Genomic DNA, 16,616 nt, shown 5'->3' with positions numbered 1-16,616 from the left:
ATTATGGCAGATATTACAGTTACTTGTACAAATGATAAAAATGTTTCTATTGCCTTTAGGTGGGATTGGGATAATAACCCATTCCACCTATTAGGGCTTGACGGAATATATGGTTATGATTGCAATGTTACCACATCAGAAAACACCACAACAGACGGCAGCACATACCAGGGAAGCACGGCAAAGGAAAGAAACATTGTAATAACCGCAGAGATTGACGGAGATTACAGAAAGAACCGGGAATTACTGTATAGAGTGTTTCCAAAGGGTAGAACCGGAACGCTTGAATATAGCGAGGACGGGGATATAAAAATAATCACTTACAGAGTGGAAAGCGTGACACCAGGGGCAACAACGGGCGTTGTAAGGGATTATACAATTAGCCTTATTTGCACCGACCCGTATTTTAAGGACCTGTCAGATGTGGAAGTGGTAATGGCAAGTTGGGTATCAGATTGGTACTTTGAAAACGGGTTTGATATTAACGGCGTGGAATTTGGACACCGGGAAGCCGAGTTGGTAAAGGAAATTGAAAATAACAACGGTGCGGACAATATCGGAATAACTGCAATATTCAGAGCGGACGGCATTGTAAAAAATCCGGCTATTTACCATTCAGAGAGCGGGAAATATATAAAAGTCGGTTATGCCGGAAATGATTTTGAATTGCAAAGCGGTCAATATGTGGTTATTTTCACGCACACCGGAAAGAAAAATATATACCTTTTGGACGGTGTGAGCCAGGCAGAAATTGAGGAACACAAGGACCGTTACGGAATGATTGATTGGGAAACGGTTGTTTCTATGTACGGAACAATCATAAATCAGTATTTGGACGAGGACGGGGATTTTATACAGTTGCAGGACGGCACAAACACCATTACATACAATGCAGAAAGCGGCATTAACTATTTATCCGTGTCCGTATATTACCGCATTTCATATTTGGGGGTGTAAGAGCATGGAAATTATTATATATGACCGCAATTTGTACCGCCTGGGGACGATTGAAAACCATACATCCTTACAATGGCATAGAAAATATTACGAGTGCGGCACGTTTGAGTTACACGCCCCGGCAACAGAAAAAAACATAAGACTTTTGCAGCCGGGTAACGTAATAAGACCAAAGGGCAAAGATGAAGCCGCCGTTATCCGTGGGGACCAGACAGAAGAGGAAAGCACACTTGTAAATGAGGTTGTGCGAAACGGCTATTTTCTGCCTATATATTTCAATGACAGATTGACAGGCCCCATGTTTACATTTAACGGAACGTGTGAAGATGCTATGCGTTATATGATTAACCGCATGGCAGCAGTACCGTTATTAGAAGTAGCCCCAGGAATAGGGGATGCAACCAAAATAACATTCCAGGCAACCTATAAGAATGTATTAACCTATCTTTCTAAGATTGCCCGGTATTGTGAATTGGGCTTTAGGGTAGTGCCGGATTTTAAGGGTAAGAAAATGACCTTTGAAACATATAAAGGCATAGACAGAACCAAGAAGCAAGGCACAAAGCCCCGTGTAATCTTTTCAGAGAGTTACAACAACCTAAACCGTGCAAAACATACCTATTCAGACGAAACCGCCAAAACAAAGATTGTTGTAGGTGGGGCCGGGGACGGTGCGGACCGTATTTATGTAACGGTAGGCGGCGGAACGGGGTTTGATTTACGGGAAGAGTTTTTGGATGCCAAAGACATAAACAAAGATGATTTTTCGACCAATGCAGAATACCTGGAAGCGTTACGCATCCGGGGGGAGCAGTACAAAGCGGAAAACGCCGTGATTGAGAACATAGAAGCCGAAGTGGAAGCCGAGGTTAATTTTATCTATGGCACGGATTACGATTTAGGGGACATTGTGACAGTAGAAAAGGCGAAGTGGAACAAGGTATTAAATTTACGCATTACGGAACTTTGCGAGGTTTACGAATACGGCGGAATGTATGTTGTTCCTACTTTTGGGGATGCCCTACCCACAACCATAAATTGGGACAATTAGGAAAGGAGAGGAAAAGCAAATGGCAGTAAGAGGATTTTTTTACAATTCCGTAAATAAAGACCGCTTATACAACGGCCAGGATATGAACGAGGACAAAGCCCCGTTCTATAAAGAGGGTGTGGCGTATGGACATTTGCAAGTAACCGCAGACGGGGAAAGTATGGCGGTAAAGGTGGACGGCGGAAGCCGTACCGGGTACGCATACATCAACTTGCACACAATCCATAATACAACCGTCCTAGAATTGCCCGTGAGCGGTTCAAACGGTACATTGCCAAGAATTGACCGTGTAATATTGCGGAATGATGAAACAGAGCGAAAACCAAGCATTTTTATTTTAGAGGGGGCATATTCAAGCAATCCGCAGCCGCCGGAACTTACGAACAATGACACAATCCAGGAAAAATGTTTAGCGGAAATTTATGTGGCAGCCGGAGCGGTGGCAATATCCCAAAGTGATATTACAGACACCAGGGCAGACACGGGATTGTGCGGTTTCATTGCATCACAGTTTGAGGACTTTGATTTTTCACAGTTCACAAAGCAATTTAACGCATGGTTCGCCCTGGAAAAAAAGAGCATGGAACAAGACCATGCAAATTTTATTGAAGAATACGCAGAAATGACACAAGCGTTTATGACGGACCAGGAAGCACAATGGAATAAGTGGTTTAAAGAGAAGCAAACGGAACTTTCCGGGGACATTGCCGGGAAACTGCAATTACAGATTGATGATGTAAAAGAAAAGGTTTACAACATTGCCTTTAAGGTTTACATCATTAGCACATTGGAGCAGATTACAAGCCCGGTAACGGTAAAACTTACGAATAAGACCACGGGGACCATGCAGACGGTTACAGTTACAAAAAGCCAAATGGGCTTTTATGTCACGGAAGCCGGAGAATACACCGTGGAAGCGGATTTGGAAAGCGTTATGGTTACACCGAAAGCCTTTAAGGTTACAAACGATAATCTTATGACAACGCAGAATATTACATTGCGTGAGGGTTCAAACCTGGGCTATATCGGAAATTATATTGGTTCATTTATTGCACAATAAAAAGAAAGAGAGGATTAAACAATGGTAGGATTTCCAAAAGTAATTAAGACAAAGGCGGATTTAGTCAACACTTACAAACTTGTAAAGAAAGGCAGATTGAAGAAAGAAGATTGGTTGGCAGCAGTTGAGAAGTTGGAAAATCAGAATTTCATATTTTGCCCTATCCTGGAGAAAACCGAGGACAGAAAGGGCGTTACCCTTATGTTTGTAAACGAGGTTACAGAGGGGGACAAGGTAAAAGCCGGGAACGTGACCGCAACCGTTAAGACCGTGGAGCATATCGAGGTTGAAAAGGCAGCAGAAGCAGACCAGGAAGCGGCAGCAGCAGAGGGAACGGCGGCAGCAGATGCCGAAACAACCACAAATAACAATCAGACCAAGCACACAATTTTGACACTTTCAAAGGCTATTGCGGCGGATGCGGCTACAATCGGTATTCCGGCAGAGGTTACATTTTATGACCGCCTGGGAATTACAGAAGAGGAAGTGGAGCAGATGAAAGGAGAATTAGCATAATGGGAAGATTATTTGTTTATGACGAGAATATGACGGACGAGAGGGCGAAAATCACAGTTGCTAAAATGGCCGCCGTATCGGACATTGTAGCGAGTGAAAAGGCGTTTATACAGTATTCCGCAGCCGGACAATTAACCGTGCTTGCCGGGGCAGTTATTGCGGTAGGGGATGCCATTTTTCAGACCGAAGAAACAACGCTTTCCGCCGCCAACCTGGACGGTGCAAGCAGCTTTGCACACGGCAAAGATTATTACATTTACTTATGCAACAATGGCAAGGACAGTTCAAACGAGGTTTATTTAATCTCTGAAAATTCCACATTCCCGGACGGCGTGGAATGGGACGATACAAACACCCGTAAAATTGGCGGTTTCCATTATGGCTTTGTTAGAAATGTGGATGAATACGGCAGAGAAGTAAATACAAGTGGAAGTGTGCGTGGTAGCGGTTGGGAAAGTAACGTGCGTGAGGACATTGCCCCTAACTCTGTATGGACCGCCTTACACCGTCCGAAGTGCGACCCGTCCGGTATGGCATACCTGGGGAATGGTTTGTGGGCTGATATTTACCTTGCATCAGATGATGGGGCGAACGGCTTACAATCTGTATATAATGCAACGCCTATTACGGGTACAGAGGGTTTAAATTGGTATATTGCCAATGAAAAGGCTGCCCGTGTCGGAAAGCGTTTACCGGACCTTGCAGAGTGGTTAATTGCAGCAGAGGGAAGCCCCCAGGGATTAGACGGCAGCAATACAAACGGTTGGACCGCAACAACCAACACTGCAAGAACCGCCGTTGGAAAAATCAAAAATGCAATTTCTGTAAAAAACATTATGGACATTGCCGGGAACGTGTGGGAATGGATTAACGAGTTGTGTTTAGACCCAACCGCTGCATCCTGGAATTGGTACAATGTTATGTCCGGCTACGGTCAAATTTATATGCCGTCACAAACAGCCTTGCACGCCCTCGTTGGCGGCGGCGGTTGGGTCGACGGCGTGCATTGCGGTAGCCGTGCCGTCGCTTGCAGCTTTTACCCGTGGAACGTGGGCACGGGCATTGGTGTGCGGTGCGTGTGTGACAGTCTGTAATCTGCCAGGGTGGGCGAAAGCCCACCCCATAGAAAAATATATAAACCGAGGATAAAAACATGGCAGAGAACAAGAAAAGCAATCAAGCGGATGCGTATATGGAGAGCATGAAAGCGTATCAAAAGACCTATGATTTTCTTTTATACCTTTATCCCATATTGTCACAGTTTCCGAAATTTGAGAAATTCGCATTGCAGAGCCAAATTAAAACGGCGGTTTTTGAAATGCTTAAATCAGTAATCAGATTTAGAAAGACCGGGACAAAGAGCCATATATATAACGCAGATGTAGAGTTGCAGTTTATCAAAACCCTCATACGGCTTTCCTACGATTTGGAATATCCGGCAATGAGCAAACACAGATACGAAGTATTGAGTAAGAAAATGACAGAATTAGGATGTATCATTGGCGGAATAATCGAAGCCGTAAAGAATGGAAATTGGAAATAATGTTGGCATTGCCAATTTTATTTTGGGGAAACTGTTAATATGCACCGGGCCAGTTCACGGAACTTTCCGAGCCTTGCACGCCCTCATTGGCGGCGGCAATTGGAACAACGGCGTGCATTGCGGTAGCCGTGCCGTCAATTGCAACAATTACCCGTGGAACGTGAACACGAACATTGGTGTGCGGTGCGTGTGTGACTTTACAATTTTATAGACATAGAAGCCCAAGCGGCCACTAGCAAAGATTTACATTTTAAGTAAGTCAGACGGTTTGCCCGTTCCGGTGCGATACCGGACAAACTAACAAAGCAAACCACCTTTTAGTAAAATAGAATATTTGAAAATTGGTAGGGATTAAATGAAAACAGTAAAGGGACTACATGAGAAAATGGGGACCTTTGAAAATGCCAATACTTCATTCCACCAGGCGGCAAGGTGCAAGCGGTACACGAATGAGGTATTGGCTTTTTCTATGGTTAAGGAAGAGGAACTTTTAAGAGCAACCGAGGAAATACAGAATTTAACATATAGACAAGGGGAATATAAGATATTTAAGGTGTTTGAGCCAAAAGAACGGCTTATTATGGCGTTGCCGTTCTATGATAGAGTGGTGCAACACATGATTTGTAACGCTATTCAACCCGTATTTGAAAACGGATTTTATTACCATTCTTACGCTTGCCGGAGCGGTAAGGGGATGCACGCCGCAAGTGATACATTGTATCAATGGATGTATGAAACAGAGGTAAAGCAAGGGTTAAGGATGTATGCCTTTAAAGGGGATATATCAAAGTATTTTGCATCTATACCGCATGACAAATTAAAGGATGAAAACCGCCGCTATATAGGGGATAAGAAAGCCCTTATGTTAATGGATGATATTATAGACCACAACGGCATATTGCCGGACGGCGTGGGAATACCCGTTGGAAACCTCACAAGTCAGTTATTTGCGAATGTGTACGGCAATAAGTTAGATAAATTTTGCAAGCACGTTTTACATATTCCGTATTTTGTGCGGTACATGGATGATTTTATTATCCTATCGGATGATTTGGAGCAGTTAAAAGAATGGGTTAAGAGAATAGAAGAATTTTTGGAAAATGAAATGCTTTTGCATATTAACCCTAAAAGCACAATCCTATACGCCGGGAATGGCATAGATTTTTGCGGATATATCCACTATGCAGACCACAAGAAAGTAAGAAAATCATCTATCAGAAAGTTAAAGCAAGATGTAAAGGCGTATGAGTTGGGCGAATTGCCGCCGGAAGAATTTAACCGGAAGTATGAAAGCAAAAAGGGACATTTAGGACACGCCGACACATACCACATTGCAAAGGCGGTTGAATACGAATTGTTATTCTATGAATGGGAACGCCTGGAAGCAACGGCGTAAAAAGGGTCAGAATAAAAAGCCGTTCCATTATATGATTTACTTGTAAAAAACAAGGAAAGGAGCATGGAACAATGGAGAAAATGTTTAACTTTATTTCCGTGATTGTCGGATTGGTTGGCGGTTTTATCGTTTCGTTGTTCGGCGGTTGGGATGTGATGTTATACACAATATTGCTTTTTGCTATCCTGGATTATTTCACGGGCATTTTGAAAGCAGTCTATAAAAAAGAACTTTCAAGTGCAATCGGATTTAAGGGGATTGTAAAAAAAATCATGGTATTTGTGGTTATCGCAGTTGCCTACAACGTGCAGAGAATGACCGGGGACACAATACCATTAAGGGAAATTGTTATTGTTTTCTTTATCTGCAATGAAGCACTTTCCATTTTGGAAAATGCGGCGGAATTTATCAACATACCGCAGCAGTTAAAAGATGTGCTTTTGCAGTTAAGGGACAAGAACGCAGCGAAAGCGGAAGAAAAAGAAGAAAGCGAGGAATAAGACATGGCAACAAAAGACCAGGTAAACACCTTTATTGCGAAATTGGCAGCAATCGCAAGAAAAGAATATTTAACCCGTGATAAATGGGTTTTACCGTCCGTATGTATCGCACAGGCCGCATTAGAAACCGGGTGGGGAACGTCCGGGCTTATGACAAAAGCCAATGCGTTTTTTGGCATTAAGGCCGGCAGCAGTTGGAAAGGTAAGGTTTACAGTAGTAAAACAAACGAGTGCTATGACGGTAAGACCTACACGCAGATTACCGCCGCTTTCCGTGCTTATGATAGCCTGGAAGAGAGCGTGGCGGATTATTACAATCTGATTTGCGGAAGTTCCCGTTATGCCGGAGCAGTAAACAACGGAAACGCCGAAAGTGCCATTACCGCAATCAAAAACGGCGGATATGCAACAAGTCCTACATACATCAAGAATGTAATGAACATCATCAATTCTTACAACCTTACACAGTATGATACATGGGACGGAGAGAACCAGGGACCGGCGAACAAGGAAACCCACGGTTATAAGGTGGGGGACAAGGTAAGAGTGATTGACAACATCACATACAACGGGGTGCGTTTCGCAACCTACTATGATGAATATGATGTTATCCAGGTAAACGGGGACCGTGTTGTTATCGGTATCGGTAACACCGTGACGGCAGCAGTAAACGCCGCCAACATTGCAAAGGATGAAGAGATTGCAGAAGCCCCGGCGGATGCAGAAGTACCAACCGACATTCCGACCCAGGAAGAAACAGAAAACGCCCACGGCTTCAAGGTAGGGCAGAAAGTAAAGGTTATCAATGCTTACGATTACTACGGCAATATGTTTAAGTGTTGGTACAGTAAATATGATGTTATCGAGGTTAAGAATGACAGAATTGTTATTGGTATCGGTAACACCGTGACGGCAGCAGTAAACGCCGCCAATTTAGCAGCAGCATAAGCAACGCCGCCTTTAGGAATTTGGCTACCAAAAGAGCAAGGAAATAATGTATATCACGGAACTAAAAGCACACCTTTAAAAAGTGTGCTTTTTCTTTATTTTAAAAGATTTTTAAAATAGTACGGAATATGTATTGACATAGTACGGAATATGTAATATAATAAAGACAGTTAAGAGAGGAACACAAAGAAAGTGAGGAAAAGAAAATGTGGGAAGTAGTAAAAACAGTAAAGGGATATGATATAACAAGAATGACCGGAAGCCGTGGTGCTTACCATGTATCAGTAAGAGAAGGGAAAGGCTTTAGAGAGTTCCACACATTCAAAACCATAAAGGCAGCGGTTGAGTTTATCGAAACTGCACTATAAGCATTAAGCCGGGGAAAAGTTCCCAGCGGAAAGGAAAGACAATATGGAAAAGTGGTTGAAAGATGCAAGGGAAAAGGTTAAAGAGGAAGCGGAAATGGCATTGTGGAGTTGCAAGAGATTAGCAGAAACGGAAAGTTTAGAAAAAGATTGGGTTATTGAGGAATTTCTAAAAGAATTTAATAAAATAAAGAATAGGGCGGAAGAATAGCCGCCCGACAACTAAAACGGCCACACCGTGAACGGGTGCGAGTGTCCCAAGCCACTATAAACCGTTGAGGGGTTGCAACAATAGGCGTTGCGGTACTGTCTGACAAGTTTTGACCCACGTTTTAATGTGAAACGGGGAAGCAATGAGGAATACACCGGGCAAGGGTGCATTGCTTATATACACAATCGTTTAGACCAATGCCCGGAAACCCAAAACGCCTATATGATGCAACTATATATTGAAACCCGTTGTTTCTGTGATTTTATCAATGGTAAATACACGCACTTTTAAGCCTGGCACATTCCGCCGGGCTTATTGCACATAAAAATAAATTTAAAATAGTACGGAATATGTATTGACATAGTACGGAATATGTTATATAATAAAGACAGTTAAGGGAGATACACAAACTTAATGAGTAATGGGCAAGCATAGAAAGGAGAACTTCATGGACGAGGATATGAACGTAGGCGAGTTACTTAAAGAAACGGCAGAAGAAAATCAGACCAGGAAAATACTTGAAATATTAAACGAGTGTAAAGACCTGGCAGAAGCCAAAGAAAGAGTAAAAGCCCTACTTAATAAGTAAGGCTTTAGGGAAACAGAAAGGGCGGTGGACTTGCCAAAGCCGCCCTAAACTGTAAAAAGTATTATACACCATTTGGCAAGAGAAAGGAAGAGGGCGTAAATGCCAAAAATAAAAAAAGAGTTCGACCAGACGAAATATCAGAACGAATATAAAAAGAAAACCTATGACCGCATGGAATTACTTGTGCCAAAGGGAGAAAAAGCAGTAATAAAGGAAAAAGCGGCAGCAGTAGGGACAAGTGTAAATGAGTTTGTGTATTCAGCAGTAAAAGAAAAAATGGAAGCAATGGAAGCAGTAACAGAAACAGAAGAGTAACACGGAAGAAAGCGAGGGAACACAACATGGGATTATTTAGTAACCTATTTTCTAAAAAGAACACGGCAGCAGTACAACCGCAGCCCGTACAGATGCCGGAAGAAAAAAAGCCGAGGTATATTATAAAAAACCAACGGTTTATCCTGGACAATGTAAAAGACCACATGGAAGATATTATGGACCTTGTGGATGAAAACGAAGATTACAAAATGAAAGACCGGGATTTTATAGATGAAAAACAAGAAAATGAAAAAGTATTTCAATATGAAATAAACGAAAAAGCTACAATAACCACTATATCTTGTGAGGGGGGGCGGAGCAACTACAAGTATTTGTGCGTAATACCCACATTGGAGATATAAAAAAGGGCGGCATAAGTAGAGTAAAAAATCTTTTAAAAAAAGGCAATATAGAAAATATATGGGTTGAGGTGTCCGGCGGAAAATATAAAATGATAAAGGAATGGGATGATGAATATACCGTATTAGACACAGAAACACCATTTAGTATTACCATTGAAATAACCTATAAAGAAGAAATCACAGAATAAGTAAAGGAACATAGGAAACAGACGGGGACAACAACGGATTATTCCGGGTTGTCCCTATTGCCGTATCAAGGGGGTTATTTTTATGGGTAGAAAATACAAACAGTTAAGCCAAAATGATAGAATATCAATGGAAACACTACTTAACAAAGGTCATTCCGTACAAGAGGTTGCGGATTATTTGCACGTTCACAGAAGCACTATTTACAGAGAAATGAAACGGGGCGAGTATGTACATAGAAATTCAGACTATACGGAAGAGGTGCGTTATAGTAGTGATAAGGGGCAGCAGACCCATGATTGGAACGCCCAGGGCAAAGGCAGAAATATTAAAATAGGCAATGATATTAAATTGGCGGAATACATAGAAAATAAGATTGTAGAAAATAAATATAGCCCGGAAGCAGCATTGGCAGCAGTAGCAACAAGCGGAATAGAATTTAGCACCACTATAAGCGTAAGAACCCTATACCGCTATATTGATAACGGCATATTCCTTAAACTTACCAACAAGCATTTACCCGTTAAGGGTAAGAAGAAAAAGAAAAACAAGAAAGTCCAGGTACAGAAGAGGGCAGCAGCCGGGGAGAGCATAGAGAACCGCCCGGATGAAGTGGCAACCCGTGAAACATTCGGACATTGGGAAATGGACACCGTAAAGGGTAAACAAGGCGTTACAAAATCATGTATGCTTGTATTAACAGAGAGAAAGACCAGGGACGAGATTATATTTAAACTGAAAGACCAAAAGGCGGAAAGTGTGGTGGATGCCCTGGACCGTTTAGAAAGAAAATGGGGAGATATGTTTTCTAAGGTGTTTAGAAGCATCACAGTAGATAACGGCGTGGAGTTTTCGGATTGTAAGGGCATGGAGCGTTCAGCATTGACACCAGGGGAGAAACGCACATATCTATTCTACTGCCACCCATACAGTAGTTGGGAGAGAGGGACCAACGAGAACACCAACAAGCTAATCCGCCGCCATATCCCTAAAGGGGAAGATTTTGACGAAAAGCAAGATAGGGACATTGAATTTATAGAAAATTGGATAAACACATACCCACGGGGTATTTTTGGTTTCAAAACATCAGAAGAATTATTTAAAGAAGAGTTAGAAAAAATCACGGCATAATAATTTTCAAAAACTTGTCGCAAAACTATTGACAAAATATAAAAGAGTAAAATGTAAAAAAACAACTTGACAAAAGCGGGGGACTGTTGTATATTATGCTCAATAACACGTGTTACTGAATTGCAGGCATGAGTGATTTTTCACTCATGCCATTTTTGTTTTTAGACAATGATAACCCGGAGGTTCTATGTTTGGATTTTTAAAGAAAAAGAAACAACAAACGGAGATTTACGCTCCGGTAGATGGTCGGGCGATTTCCCTGGAAGAAGTCGGCGACGGTGTCTTTTCGGAAAAACTGGTCGGTGACGGCATAGCAGTGATTCCGGAAAAAGATCAGATAGTAGTTCCTGTGGACGGTGAGATAAGCTTTGTAATGGAGACAGGTCATGCCTTCGGAGTCAGAGTTCCGGATGGACCGGAGATTCTGGTTCACATCGGGATCGACACAGTGAATGAAAAGGGGGAAGGATTTCAGGTGCAGGTAAAAGCGCATCAGCCAGTGAAAGCCGGTACGCCGGCAGTGCTGGTGGATCGGGAAGCCCTCTATAAGAAGGGATACAATCTGGTAACCATGGTACTGGTGCCGGAGGTCGAAAGCTATGGATCCCTGCAATATTTAAAAAAAGGGGAGGTATGTGCAGGAAAAAGCGCGGTGCTTGCATTTTAAGTTGCGTAAGAGGGGAAGAGCATGAAAATTACAAGAGTCATTAACAATAATACCGTTGCGACAGTCGCAAATAAAAAAGAAATTATTCTAATGGGCTCTGGAATCGGATTTCAGAAGAAACCGGGAGATACGGTAGAGGTTAAGAAGATAGAAAAGGTATACCAGATACGGGATCGGTTTTTCCAGAAATACGAGCAGATTTTCCGGCATATTGAACCGGGTGTTTTTAAGCTGGTGGAACAGATACAGGAATATGCGGAAAAGGAGCTTGCATGCACGTTGAGTCCGCAGTTTGTATTTGCGTTGGCGGATCATATTTCCTTTGCGGTGGAACGACAGAAAAAGCAGGAGCCGTTGCCCAATCTGATGCTGCAGGAGATTAAACTCCTGTATAACAGGGAATATCAGATTGGAAGGTACGGGAAACAGCTGGTAGAAAAGGAAATGGGGATTTCGCTTCCGGAGGATGAGGCGGGGTATTTCGCGTTGCATATTGTGAATACCAGAATGGGAGAACCATCTGTAGATGTGAACAATATTCTGGTGCTGACCAACGGAATTCTGCAAATTCTGGAAGCGGAGATGGGAATTCACTGCCGGGAGGATGACTTTGAGTACAGTAGATTTCTTACGCATTTGAAATTTTTGGCAAGACGTATTTTTAATCAGGAACAGGTTCAGTTTGGCATTATGGAGGGCCTGTATCCGGGGCTGTTGGCCAGGGAGCCAAAGCTGGAAGAGATAATTGAAAAAATTAAAAATTTCATAAGTGAGACCTTTGATTATGACATATCAGAAGAGGAAGCGGCCTATCTGGCTATGCATATTCTTCGGATCAGAGGCCAGTAGGATTGTTACTCACAGGAGGCAAGACCGTCTATCTTGAAAATACAGGGATTCAGGCTGTATGTTTCAGGACAGAAGGTCTTTTTGTTTATCAGGAGGGAAAGGTATGAAGAAAGGAAATACAATGGTATTTTTTCAGAAATTGTCAAAAGCATTTCTGACGCCGCTGTCGCTGATTGCGTCAGCGTCACTGTTAATGGGAGTCGCATCGTTTTTTACATCGGGGGATATTATTGCGGCAGCTCCCTTTTTGGGCAACACCATGGTTCAGTACATCTTTAAGGTACTGCTTCAGATGGGAAGCATCGTAGTCAGCAATTTCGCGGCGCTGTACGCAGTGGCATTGCCCTTTGCGCTGGTGGATGAGGATAAGGAATACGCAGCCTTCGCGGGCTTTGTAGGATATCTGTCATTTCTGACGGGAATGGGAATGCTGGTGGATAATTTTCCGAATATCGCAGCCATGTTCCCGGGCAATGGTCTGACCACAGTGCTGGGTATCAGTACCGTAAATGCCGGTATGCTGGGAGGTATTCTGGTAGGTATTCTGACCAGTGTGCTGCACAAAAAATTCCATACGGTAAAATTCCCGATGGCGTTCTCCTTCTTTCAGGGAGTACGGTTTGTGCCGATTATCAGTGTGTTCAGCTTTATGATTCTGGGAAATCTGTTCCCCTTCGTATGGGTGTTTATTTCCCGCGGTATCAATGGACTGGCAACCATTCTGAATCAGATGGGCGTCTTTGGCCTGTGGCTGTACGGTTTTGTAGAGCGACTGTTGATTCCCACCGGTCTCCATCAGATCTGGATTTCTGTTGTACGTGATACTTCTGTGTCCGGTATATTTGAGTTTGCTTCCGGTATTGTAGAGGGTCAGAGACCGGCCTTCATGCAGTATCTGGCAGAGGGACTTCCATTGAATACCACTCTGCGTGAAATGGTGAAATTCTCCTATGGACCGCAGATTCCGATGATGCTGGGCGCACTTCCGGCTATCGGACTTGCAATTTACCAGTGTGCGGACGCGGATAAGAAAAAAGCAGTAAAACCGCTGATTCTGGCAGGTGTGACCACAGCCATGATTGCAGGTATCTCAGAACCGCTGGAATTTATCTTCCTGTTTACGGCTCCGGTTCTGTATGTGATTTATGCAGTTCTTTATGGATTAAGCTGGGTATTTATGTATCTATTCGGAAATCAGATTGGTTACGGTTCCGGAATCATTGAATTTGTTGTATTTGGACTTTTACGTTCAGACTCTCACTGGTGGGTATGTGTTTTTGTAACCATTGGCGAATTTATTGCCAACTATGCAATTTTCCGCTGGTTTATCCTGAAATTCAACGTGAAGACTCCGGGGCGCGGAGGTGATTATGACGCATCTCTGGAAGCACTGCAGGAGGCGAATGATTCAGAGGAAGGTAGCAGCGTGGATGCAGCGACGGACCCGAAAACGCTGAAAGCACTGACTATCATCAAGGGTCTGGGCGGCAAGGACAATATTGAGGAGGTAGATTCCTGTATGTCCCGTCTGCGTGTGGTATTAAAAGATGGTTCCCTTGTTGACAAGGAGATGCTGAATAAAACGGGTTGCACAGCCATTCGCGTCATTGATGATCGGAACATTCAGATTATTTACGGAACGACCGTAGGTATTATTAAAGAATCTGTCAGAAAGCAATTAAAGAAATAGGAGGAAATATATTATGAAAAAATATTCTGTATTGATTGTAGGCGGCGGAAGTACGTATACGCCGGGTATGGTTCTGATGCTGTTAAGTCAGCTGGATCGTTTCCCGTTACGGAAAATCAAGCTTTATGACAATGATCCGGAGCGTCAGGAAGTGATTGCCAGAGCATGCGAAATCATTATCCACGAGAAAGCACCGGAGATTGAATTCCTGGCATCCACCAATCCGGAGGAGGCGTATACAGATATCGACTTTGCCATGGCGCAGATTCGTGTAGGAAAATACGCTATGCGCGAGCTGGATGAGAAGATTCCGCTGAAATACGATGTGGTTGGACAGGAAACTTGTGGCCCGGGCGGTATCGCTTACGGCATGCGTTCGATTGGTGGAATTTTGGAGAATCTGGACTATATGGAGAAATATTCTCCGAATGCCTGGATGCTGAACTACTCTAACCCGGCGGCGATTGTGGCTGAAGCGACCAGACGGCTGCGCCCCAATTCCAAAATTATCAATATCTGCGATATGCCTATTGAGCTGGAAAATCACATGGCGACTATACTGGGTCTGAAATCCAGAAAAGAGATGGATGTGCGGTATTTTGGATTGAATCACTTTGGATGGTGGACGGAGATTCATGATAAGGCAGGAAACGATCTGATGCCCCGTCTGAAAGAGCATGTGCGGAAGTACGGCTACGTGGAAGATGAATCTCTGTATACAGACCCGAAGCGTGACAGCTGGCACGCAACTTATCAGAAGGCCCGGGATATTCTGGAATTGGATGATGCGTATCTGCCGAATACCTATCTGAAATATTATCTGTTCCAGGATTATGTGGTAAAGCATTCGGATAAGAATTATACCCGTACGAACGAGGTTATGGATGGCCGTGAAAAGGATGTATTTACAGCATGCCGGAAGGTGGCGGAGGACGGCCACTGCCATGATGATTTGTTTGATGTGGATAATCACGCAACCTTCATTGTGGATCTGGCAACCGGAATTGCCAATAATACCCATGAAAGAATGCTGCTGATTACGGAAAATAAGGGAGCTATTGCAAACTTTGATCCGACAGCCATGGTGGAAGTGCCCTGTCTGGTGGGAAAGAACGGTATCGAGCCGCTGGCCATGGGTGAGATTCCCCAGTTCCAGAAGGGACTGATGGAGCAGCAGGTATCGGTGGAAAAACTGGTCGTAGACGCATGGATTACCGGCTCCTATCATAAGCTGTGGCAGGCACTGACCTTATCCAAAACCGTACCCAGCGCTACTGTGGCAAAGCAGATTCTGGATGAACTGATTGAAGCTAATAAAGGATATTGGCCGGAGCTGAAATAAGGATATGTTTGGGAAAAAGCTGAATTGGGAATCCTTTTTTCTGGAGGTGCTGGGAAGTCTGCTGGTCGCCGTGAGTATTTATAATTTTGCGGCGGCCGCGGAATTTCCCATGACCGGTTTCTCCGGAATCGCATTGATTCTGTATCGGTTGTTCCGGATTCCACTGGGTTTGTCCAATGTGCTTTTAAATATTCCGGTGGTGATTCTCTGCTTTCGAATGCTGGGAAAAGGTTTTTTTCTGCGGTCTGTGCGCTGCATGGTAATTTCCTCGTTGCTGATGGACTACGTGGCTCCTCTGCTTCCTGTTTTTACGGGAAATCGGATGCTGGCTGCGATTTGCACCGGCGTTTTGGGCGGGGTAGGATACGCGCTGATTTATATGCAGAATTCCTCGACCGGTGGCGCGGACTTCCTGATTATGGCATTAAAGGCGAAGAAGCCGTATCTGCCTTTGGGCAATATTACCTTCCTTTTCGCAGTCAGCGTCATTGGCGTTACCTGGCTGATTTTCGGGGATACAGAAGGCGTTATCTACGGATTGATTATCAATTATCTGGCAGGAGCAGTGATCAATAAGACCATGTACGGAAGAAATGCCGGAAAAATGACCATGATTATTACAAAGGATGGTAAAAAGATTTCGGATGGAATCGAGGATTGCTGCCACAGAGGCTCTACGATTATTCCAGTCATGGGCGGATACCGGCAGGAGAAAAAATATGCGGTACTCTGCGTCTGCAATAATAAACAGATGTTTGAGATTACGCAGCAGGTAAAAAGGCTGGATCCGGAATCCTTTATGATTATCTGGGAGTCAAATGAAGTACACGGAGACGGTTTTAAAGCATTGACGATAGGGGAAAAATAACGTTATAATGAGATTGCCCTTCAGCGCGGAAGCGGGAGGGCAATCTTTTTCTATCTACAAAACGGAGAGC

General features: G+C 43.6%; 21 protein-coding genes. All 21 read left to right on the top strand.

Features of this window, described 5'->3' with window-relative positions; translation table 11 throughout:
- The first annotated feature begins 3 nt into the window (after positions 1-3).
- The 21 genes from ACESZP_RS14260 to ACESZP_RS14160 all read left to right on the top strand — a co-directional run bounded on the left by ACESZP_RS14260 (position 4) and on the right by ACESZP_RS14160 (position 16,546).
- The gene (locus tag ACESZP_RS14260; RefSeq protein ID WP_055304021.1) at positions 4-957 is read left to right on the top strand and encodes a phage tail family protein; all 954 of its coding nucleotides are present in this window, start codon (positions 4-6) and stop codon (positions 955-957) included.
- 4 nt (positions 958-961) lie between these two features.
- Positions 962-2,008, top strand: a complete 1,047-nt coding sequence (locus ACESZP_RS14255; protein ID WP_055304022.1) for a siphovirus ReqiPepy6 Gp37-like family protein — start codon at positions 962-964, stop codon at positions 2,006-2,008.
- Between the two features lie 19 nt (positions 2,009-2,027).
- Positions 2,028-3,068, top strand: coding sequence for a hypothetical protein (locus tag ACESZP_RS14250; RefSeq protein ID WP_444088929.1), 1,041 nt, complete (start codon positions 2,028-2,030; stop codon positions 3,066-3,068).
- 21 nt (positions 3,069-3,089) lie between these two features.
- The gene (locus ACESZP_RS14245) at positions 3,090-3,584 is read left to right on the top strand and encodes a hypothetical protein (RefSeq protein ID WP_227064474.1); all 495 of its coding nucleotides are present in this window, start codon (positions 3,090-3,092) and stop codon (positions 3,582-3,584) included.
- Complete coding sequence (locus ACESZP_RS14240; protein WP_499709418.1) at positions 3,584-4,678, top strand: phage major tropism determinant; 1,095 nt, start codon at positions 3,584-3,586, stop codon at positions 4,676-4,678. The genes ACESZP_RS14245 and ACESZP_RS14240 overlap by 1 nt, the downstream gene beginning before the upstream one ends.
- Before the next feature lie 59 nt (positions 4,679-4,737).
- Entirely contained in the window at positions 4,738-5,127 is a 390-nt protein-coding gene (gene avd / locus ACESZP_RS14235) for a diversity-generating retroelement protein Avd (RefSeq protein WP_007037229.1), read from the top strand.
- A gap of 355 nt (positions 5,128-5,482) precedes the next feature.
- Positions 5,483-6,523: a reverse transcriptase/maturase family protein gene (locus tag ACESZP_RS14230; protein ID WP_499709415.1), complete on the top strand. Its 1,041-nt coding sequence runs from the start codon at positions 5,483-5,485 to the stop codon at positions 6,521-6,523.
- A 71-nt stretch (positions 6,524-6,594) separates the two neighbouring features.
- The gene (locus tag ACESZP_RS14225) at positions 6,595-7,023 is read left to right on the top strand and encodes a phage holin family protein (protein WP_015516498.1); all 429 of its coding nucleotides are present in this window, start codon (positions 6,595-6,597) and stop codon (positions 7,021-7,023) included.
- Positions 7,024-7,026: 3 nt separating this feature from the next.
- The gene (locus tag ACESZP_RS14220) at positions 7,027-7,971 is read left to right on the top strand and encodes a glycoside hydrolase family 73 protein (RefSeq protein ID WP_499709413.1); all 945 of its coding nucleotides are present in this window, start codon (positions 7,027-7,029) and stop codon (positions 7,969-7,971) included.
- Positions 7,972-8,177: 206 nt separating this feature from the next.
- Positions 8,178-8,339 (top strand): hypothetical protein, encoded by a 162-nt coding sequence (locus tag ACESZP_RS14215; RefSeq protein WP_015516496.1) that lies wholly within the window; start codon positions 8,178-8,180, stop codon positions 8,337-8,339.
- A gap of 43 nt (positions 8,340-8,382) precedes the next feature.
- The gene (locus ACESZP_RS14210; protein WP_015516495.1) at positions 8,383-8,547 is read left to right on the top strand and encodes a hypothetical protein; all 165 of its coding nucleotides are present in this window, start codon (positions 8,383-8,385) and stop codon (positions 8,545-8,547) included.
- A gap of 448 nt (positions 8,548-8,995) precedes the next feature.
- Positions 8,996-9,136 carry a hypothetical protein gene (locus ACESZP_RS14205; RefSeq protein WP_015516494.1) on the top strand — a complete coding sequence of 47 codons (141 nt, stop codon included), beginning with the start codon at positions 8,996-8,998 and terminating at the stop codon, positions 9,134-9,136.
- Between the two features lie 99 nt (positions 9,137-9,235).
- On the top strand, positions 9,236-9,451 hold the full coding sequence (locus ACESZP_RS14200; RefSeq protein ID WP_015516493.1) for a hypothetical protein: 216 nt from the start codon (positions 9,236-9,238) through the stop codon (positions 9,449-9,451).
- 26 nt (positions 9,452-9,477) lie between these two features.
- On the top strand, positions 9,478-9,813 hold the full coding sequence (locus ACESZP_RS14195) for a hypothetical protein (protein WP_242878363.1): 336 nt from the start codon (positions 9,478-9,480) through the stop codon (positions 9,811-9,813).
- On the top strand, positions 9,786-10,001 hold the full coding sequence (locus tag ACESZP_RS14190; RefSeq protein WP_242878362.1) for a hypothetical protein: 216 nt from the start codon (positions 9,786-9,788) through the stop codon (positions 9,999-10,001). The genes ACESZP_RS14195 and ACESZP_RS14190 overlap by 28 nt, the downstream gene beginning before the upstream one ends.
- Positions 10,002-10,083: 82 nt before the next feature.
- Entirely contained in the window at positions 10,084-11,130 is a 1,047-nt protein-coding gene (locus ACESZP_RS14185; protein WP_069431745.1) for an IS30 family transposase, read from the top strand.
- 187 nt (positions 11,131-11,317) lie between these two features.
- Positions 11,318-11,797 carry a PTS sugar transporter subunit IIA gene (locus ACESZP_RS14180; protein WP_349164883.1) on the top strand — a complete coding sequence of 160 codons (480 nt, stop codon included), beginning with the start codon at positions 11,318-11,320 and terminating at the stop codon, positions 11,795-11,797.
- A gap of 21 nt (positions 11,798-11,818) precedes the next feature.
- Entirely contained in the window at positions 11,819-12,646 is an 828-nt protein-coding gene (locus ACESZP_RS14175) for a PRD domain-containing protein (protein WP_499709411.1), read from the top strand.
- Positions 12,647-12,749: 103 nt separating this feature from the next.
- Positions 12,750-14,336, top strand: coding sequence for a PTS transporter subunit EIIC (locus tag ACESZP_RS14170; protein ID WP_499709409.1), 1,587 nt, complete (start codon positions 12,750-12,752; stop codon positions 14,334-14,336).
- A 13-nt stretch (positions 14,337-14,349) separates the two neighbouring features.
- On the top strand, positions 14,350-15,678 hold the full coding sequence (locus ACESZP_RS14165) for a 6-phospho-alpha-glucosidase (RefSeq protein WP_349164886.1): 1,329 nt from the start codon (positions 14,350-14,352) through the stop codon (positions 15,676-15,678).
- Between the two features lie 4 nt (positions 15,679-15,682).
- On the top strand, positions 15,683-16,546 hold the full coding sequence (locus ACESZP_RS14160; RefSeq protein WP_349164887.1) for a YitT family protein: 864 nt from the start codon (positions 15,683-15,685) through the stop codon (positions 16,544-16,546).
- The last annotated feature ends 70 nt before the right edge of the window (positions 16,547-16,616 follow it).

This window comes from Candidatus Dorea massiliensis AP6 (assembly GCF_964245105.1).
In the GTDB taxonomy this organism is placed as follows: Bacteria; Bacillota; Clostridia; order Lachnospirales; family Lachnospiraceae; genus Laedolimicola; species Laedolimicola intestinihominis.
The sequence above is the reverse complement of the archived record's forward strand: the minus strand, read 5'-3'. Positions and strand labels throughout refer to the sequence as shown.

Excerpts from the sequence above, each read along its gene's own strand:
- ACESZP_RS14245 (WP_227064474.1), top strand. The coding sequence starts at position 3,090 with ATGGTAGGATTTCCAAAAGTAATTAAGACAAAGGCGGATTTAGTCAAC.
- ACESZP_RS14255 (WP_055304022.1), top strand. The coding sequence starts at position 962 with ATGGAAATTATTATATATGACCGCAATTTGTACCGCCTGGGGACGATT.
- ACESZP_RS14180 (WP_349164883.1), top strand. The coding sequence starts at position 11,318 with ATGTTTGGATTTTTAAAGAAAAAGAAACAACAAACGGAGATTTACGCT.
- avd (WP_007037229.1), top strand. The coding sequence starts at position 4,738 with ATGGCAGAGAACAAGAAAAGCAATCAAGCGGATGCGTATATGGAGAGC.
- ACESZP_RS14260 (WP_055304021.1), top strand. The coding sequence starts at position 4 with ATGGCAGATATTACAGTTACTTGTACAAATGATAAAAATGTTTCTATT.
- ACESZP_RS14185 (WP_069431745.1), top strand. The coding sequence starts at position 10,084 with ATGGGTAGAAAATACAAACAGTTAAGCCAAAATGATAGAATATCAATG.
- ACESZP_RS14250 (WP_444088929.1), top strand. The coding sequence starts at position 2,028 with ATGGCAGTAAGAGGATTTTTTTACAATTCCGTAAATAAAGACCGCTTA.
- ACESZP_RS14225 (WP_015516498.1), top strand. The coding sequence starts at position 6,595 with ATGGAGAAAATGTTTAACTTTATTTCCGTGATTGTCGGATTGGTTGGC.
- ACESZP_RS14220 (WP_499709413.1), top strand. The coding sequence starts at position 7,027 with ATGGCAACAAAAGACCAGGTAAACACCTTTATTGCGAAATTGGCAGCA.
- ACESZP_RS14165 (WP_349164886.1), top strand. The coding sequence starts at position 14,350 with ATGAAAAAATATTCTGTATTGATTGTAGGCGGCGGAAGTACGTATACG.
- ACESZP_RS14230 (WP_499709415.1), top strand. The coding sequence starts at position 5,483 with ATGAAAACAGTAAAGGGACTACATGAGAAAATGGGGACCTTTGAAAAT.
- ACESZP_RS14240 (WP_499709418.1), top strand. The coding sequence starts at position 3,584 with ATGGGAAGATTATTTGTTTATGACGAGAATATGACGGACGAGAGGGCG.
- ACESZP_RS14210 (WP_015516495.1), top strand. The coding sequence starts at position 8,383 with ATGGAAAAGTGGTTGAAAGATGCAAGGGAAAAGGTTAAAGAGGAAGCG.
- ACESZP_RS14175 (WP_499709411.1), top strand. The coding sequence starts at position 11,819 with ATGAAAATTACAAGAGTCATTAACAATAATACCGTTGCGACAGTCGCA.
- ACESZP_RS14200 (WP_015516493.1), top strand. The coding sequence starts at position 9,236 with ATGCCAAAAATAAAAAAAGAGTTCGACCAGACGAAATATCAGAACGAA.
- ACESZP_RS14160 (WP_349164887.1), top strand. The coding sequence starts at position 15,683 with ATGTTTGGGAAAAAGCTGAATTGGGAATCCTTTTTTCTGGAGGTGCTG.
- ACESZP_RS14215 (WP_015516496.1), top strand. The coding sequence starts at position 8,178 with ATGTGGGAAGTAGTAAAAACAGTAAAGGGATATGATATAACAAGAATG.
- ACESZP_RS14205 (WP_015516494.1), top strand. The coding sequence starts at position 8,996 with ATGGACGAGGATATGAACGTAGGCGAGTTACTTAAAGAAACGGCAGAA.
- ACESZP_RS14170 (WP_499709409.1), top strand. The coding sequence starts at position 12,750 with ATGAAGAAAGGAAATACAATGGTATTTTTTCAGAAATTGTCAAAAGCA.
- ACESZP_RS14195 (WP_242878363.1), top strand. The coding sequence starts at position 9,478 with ATGGGATTATTTAGTAACCTATTTTCTAAAAAGAACACGGCAGCAGTA.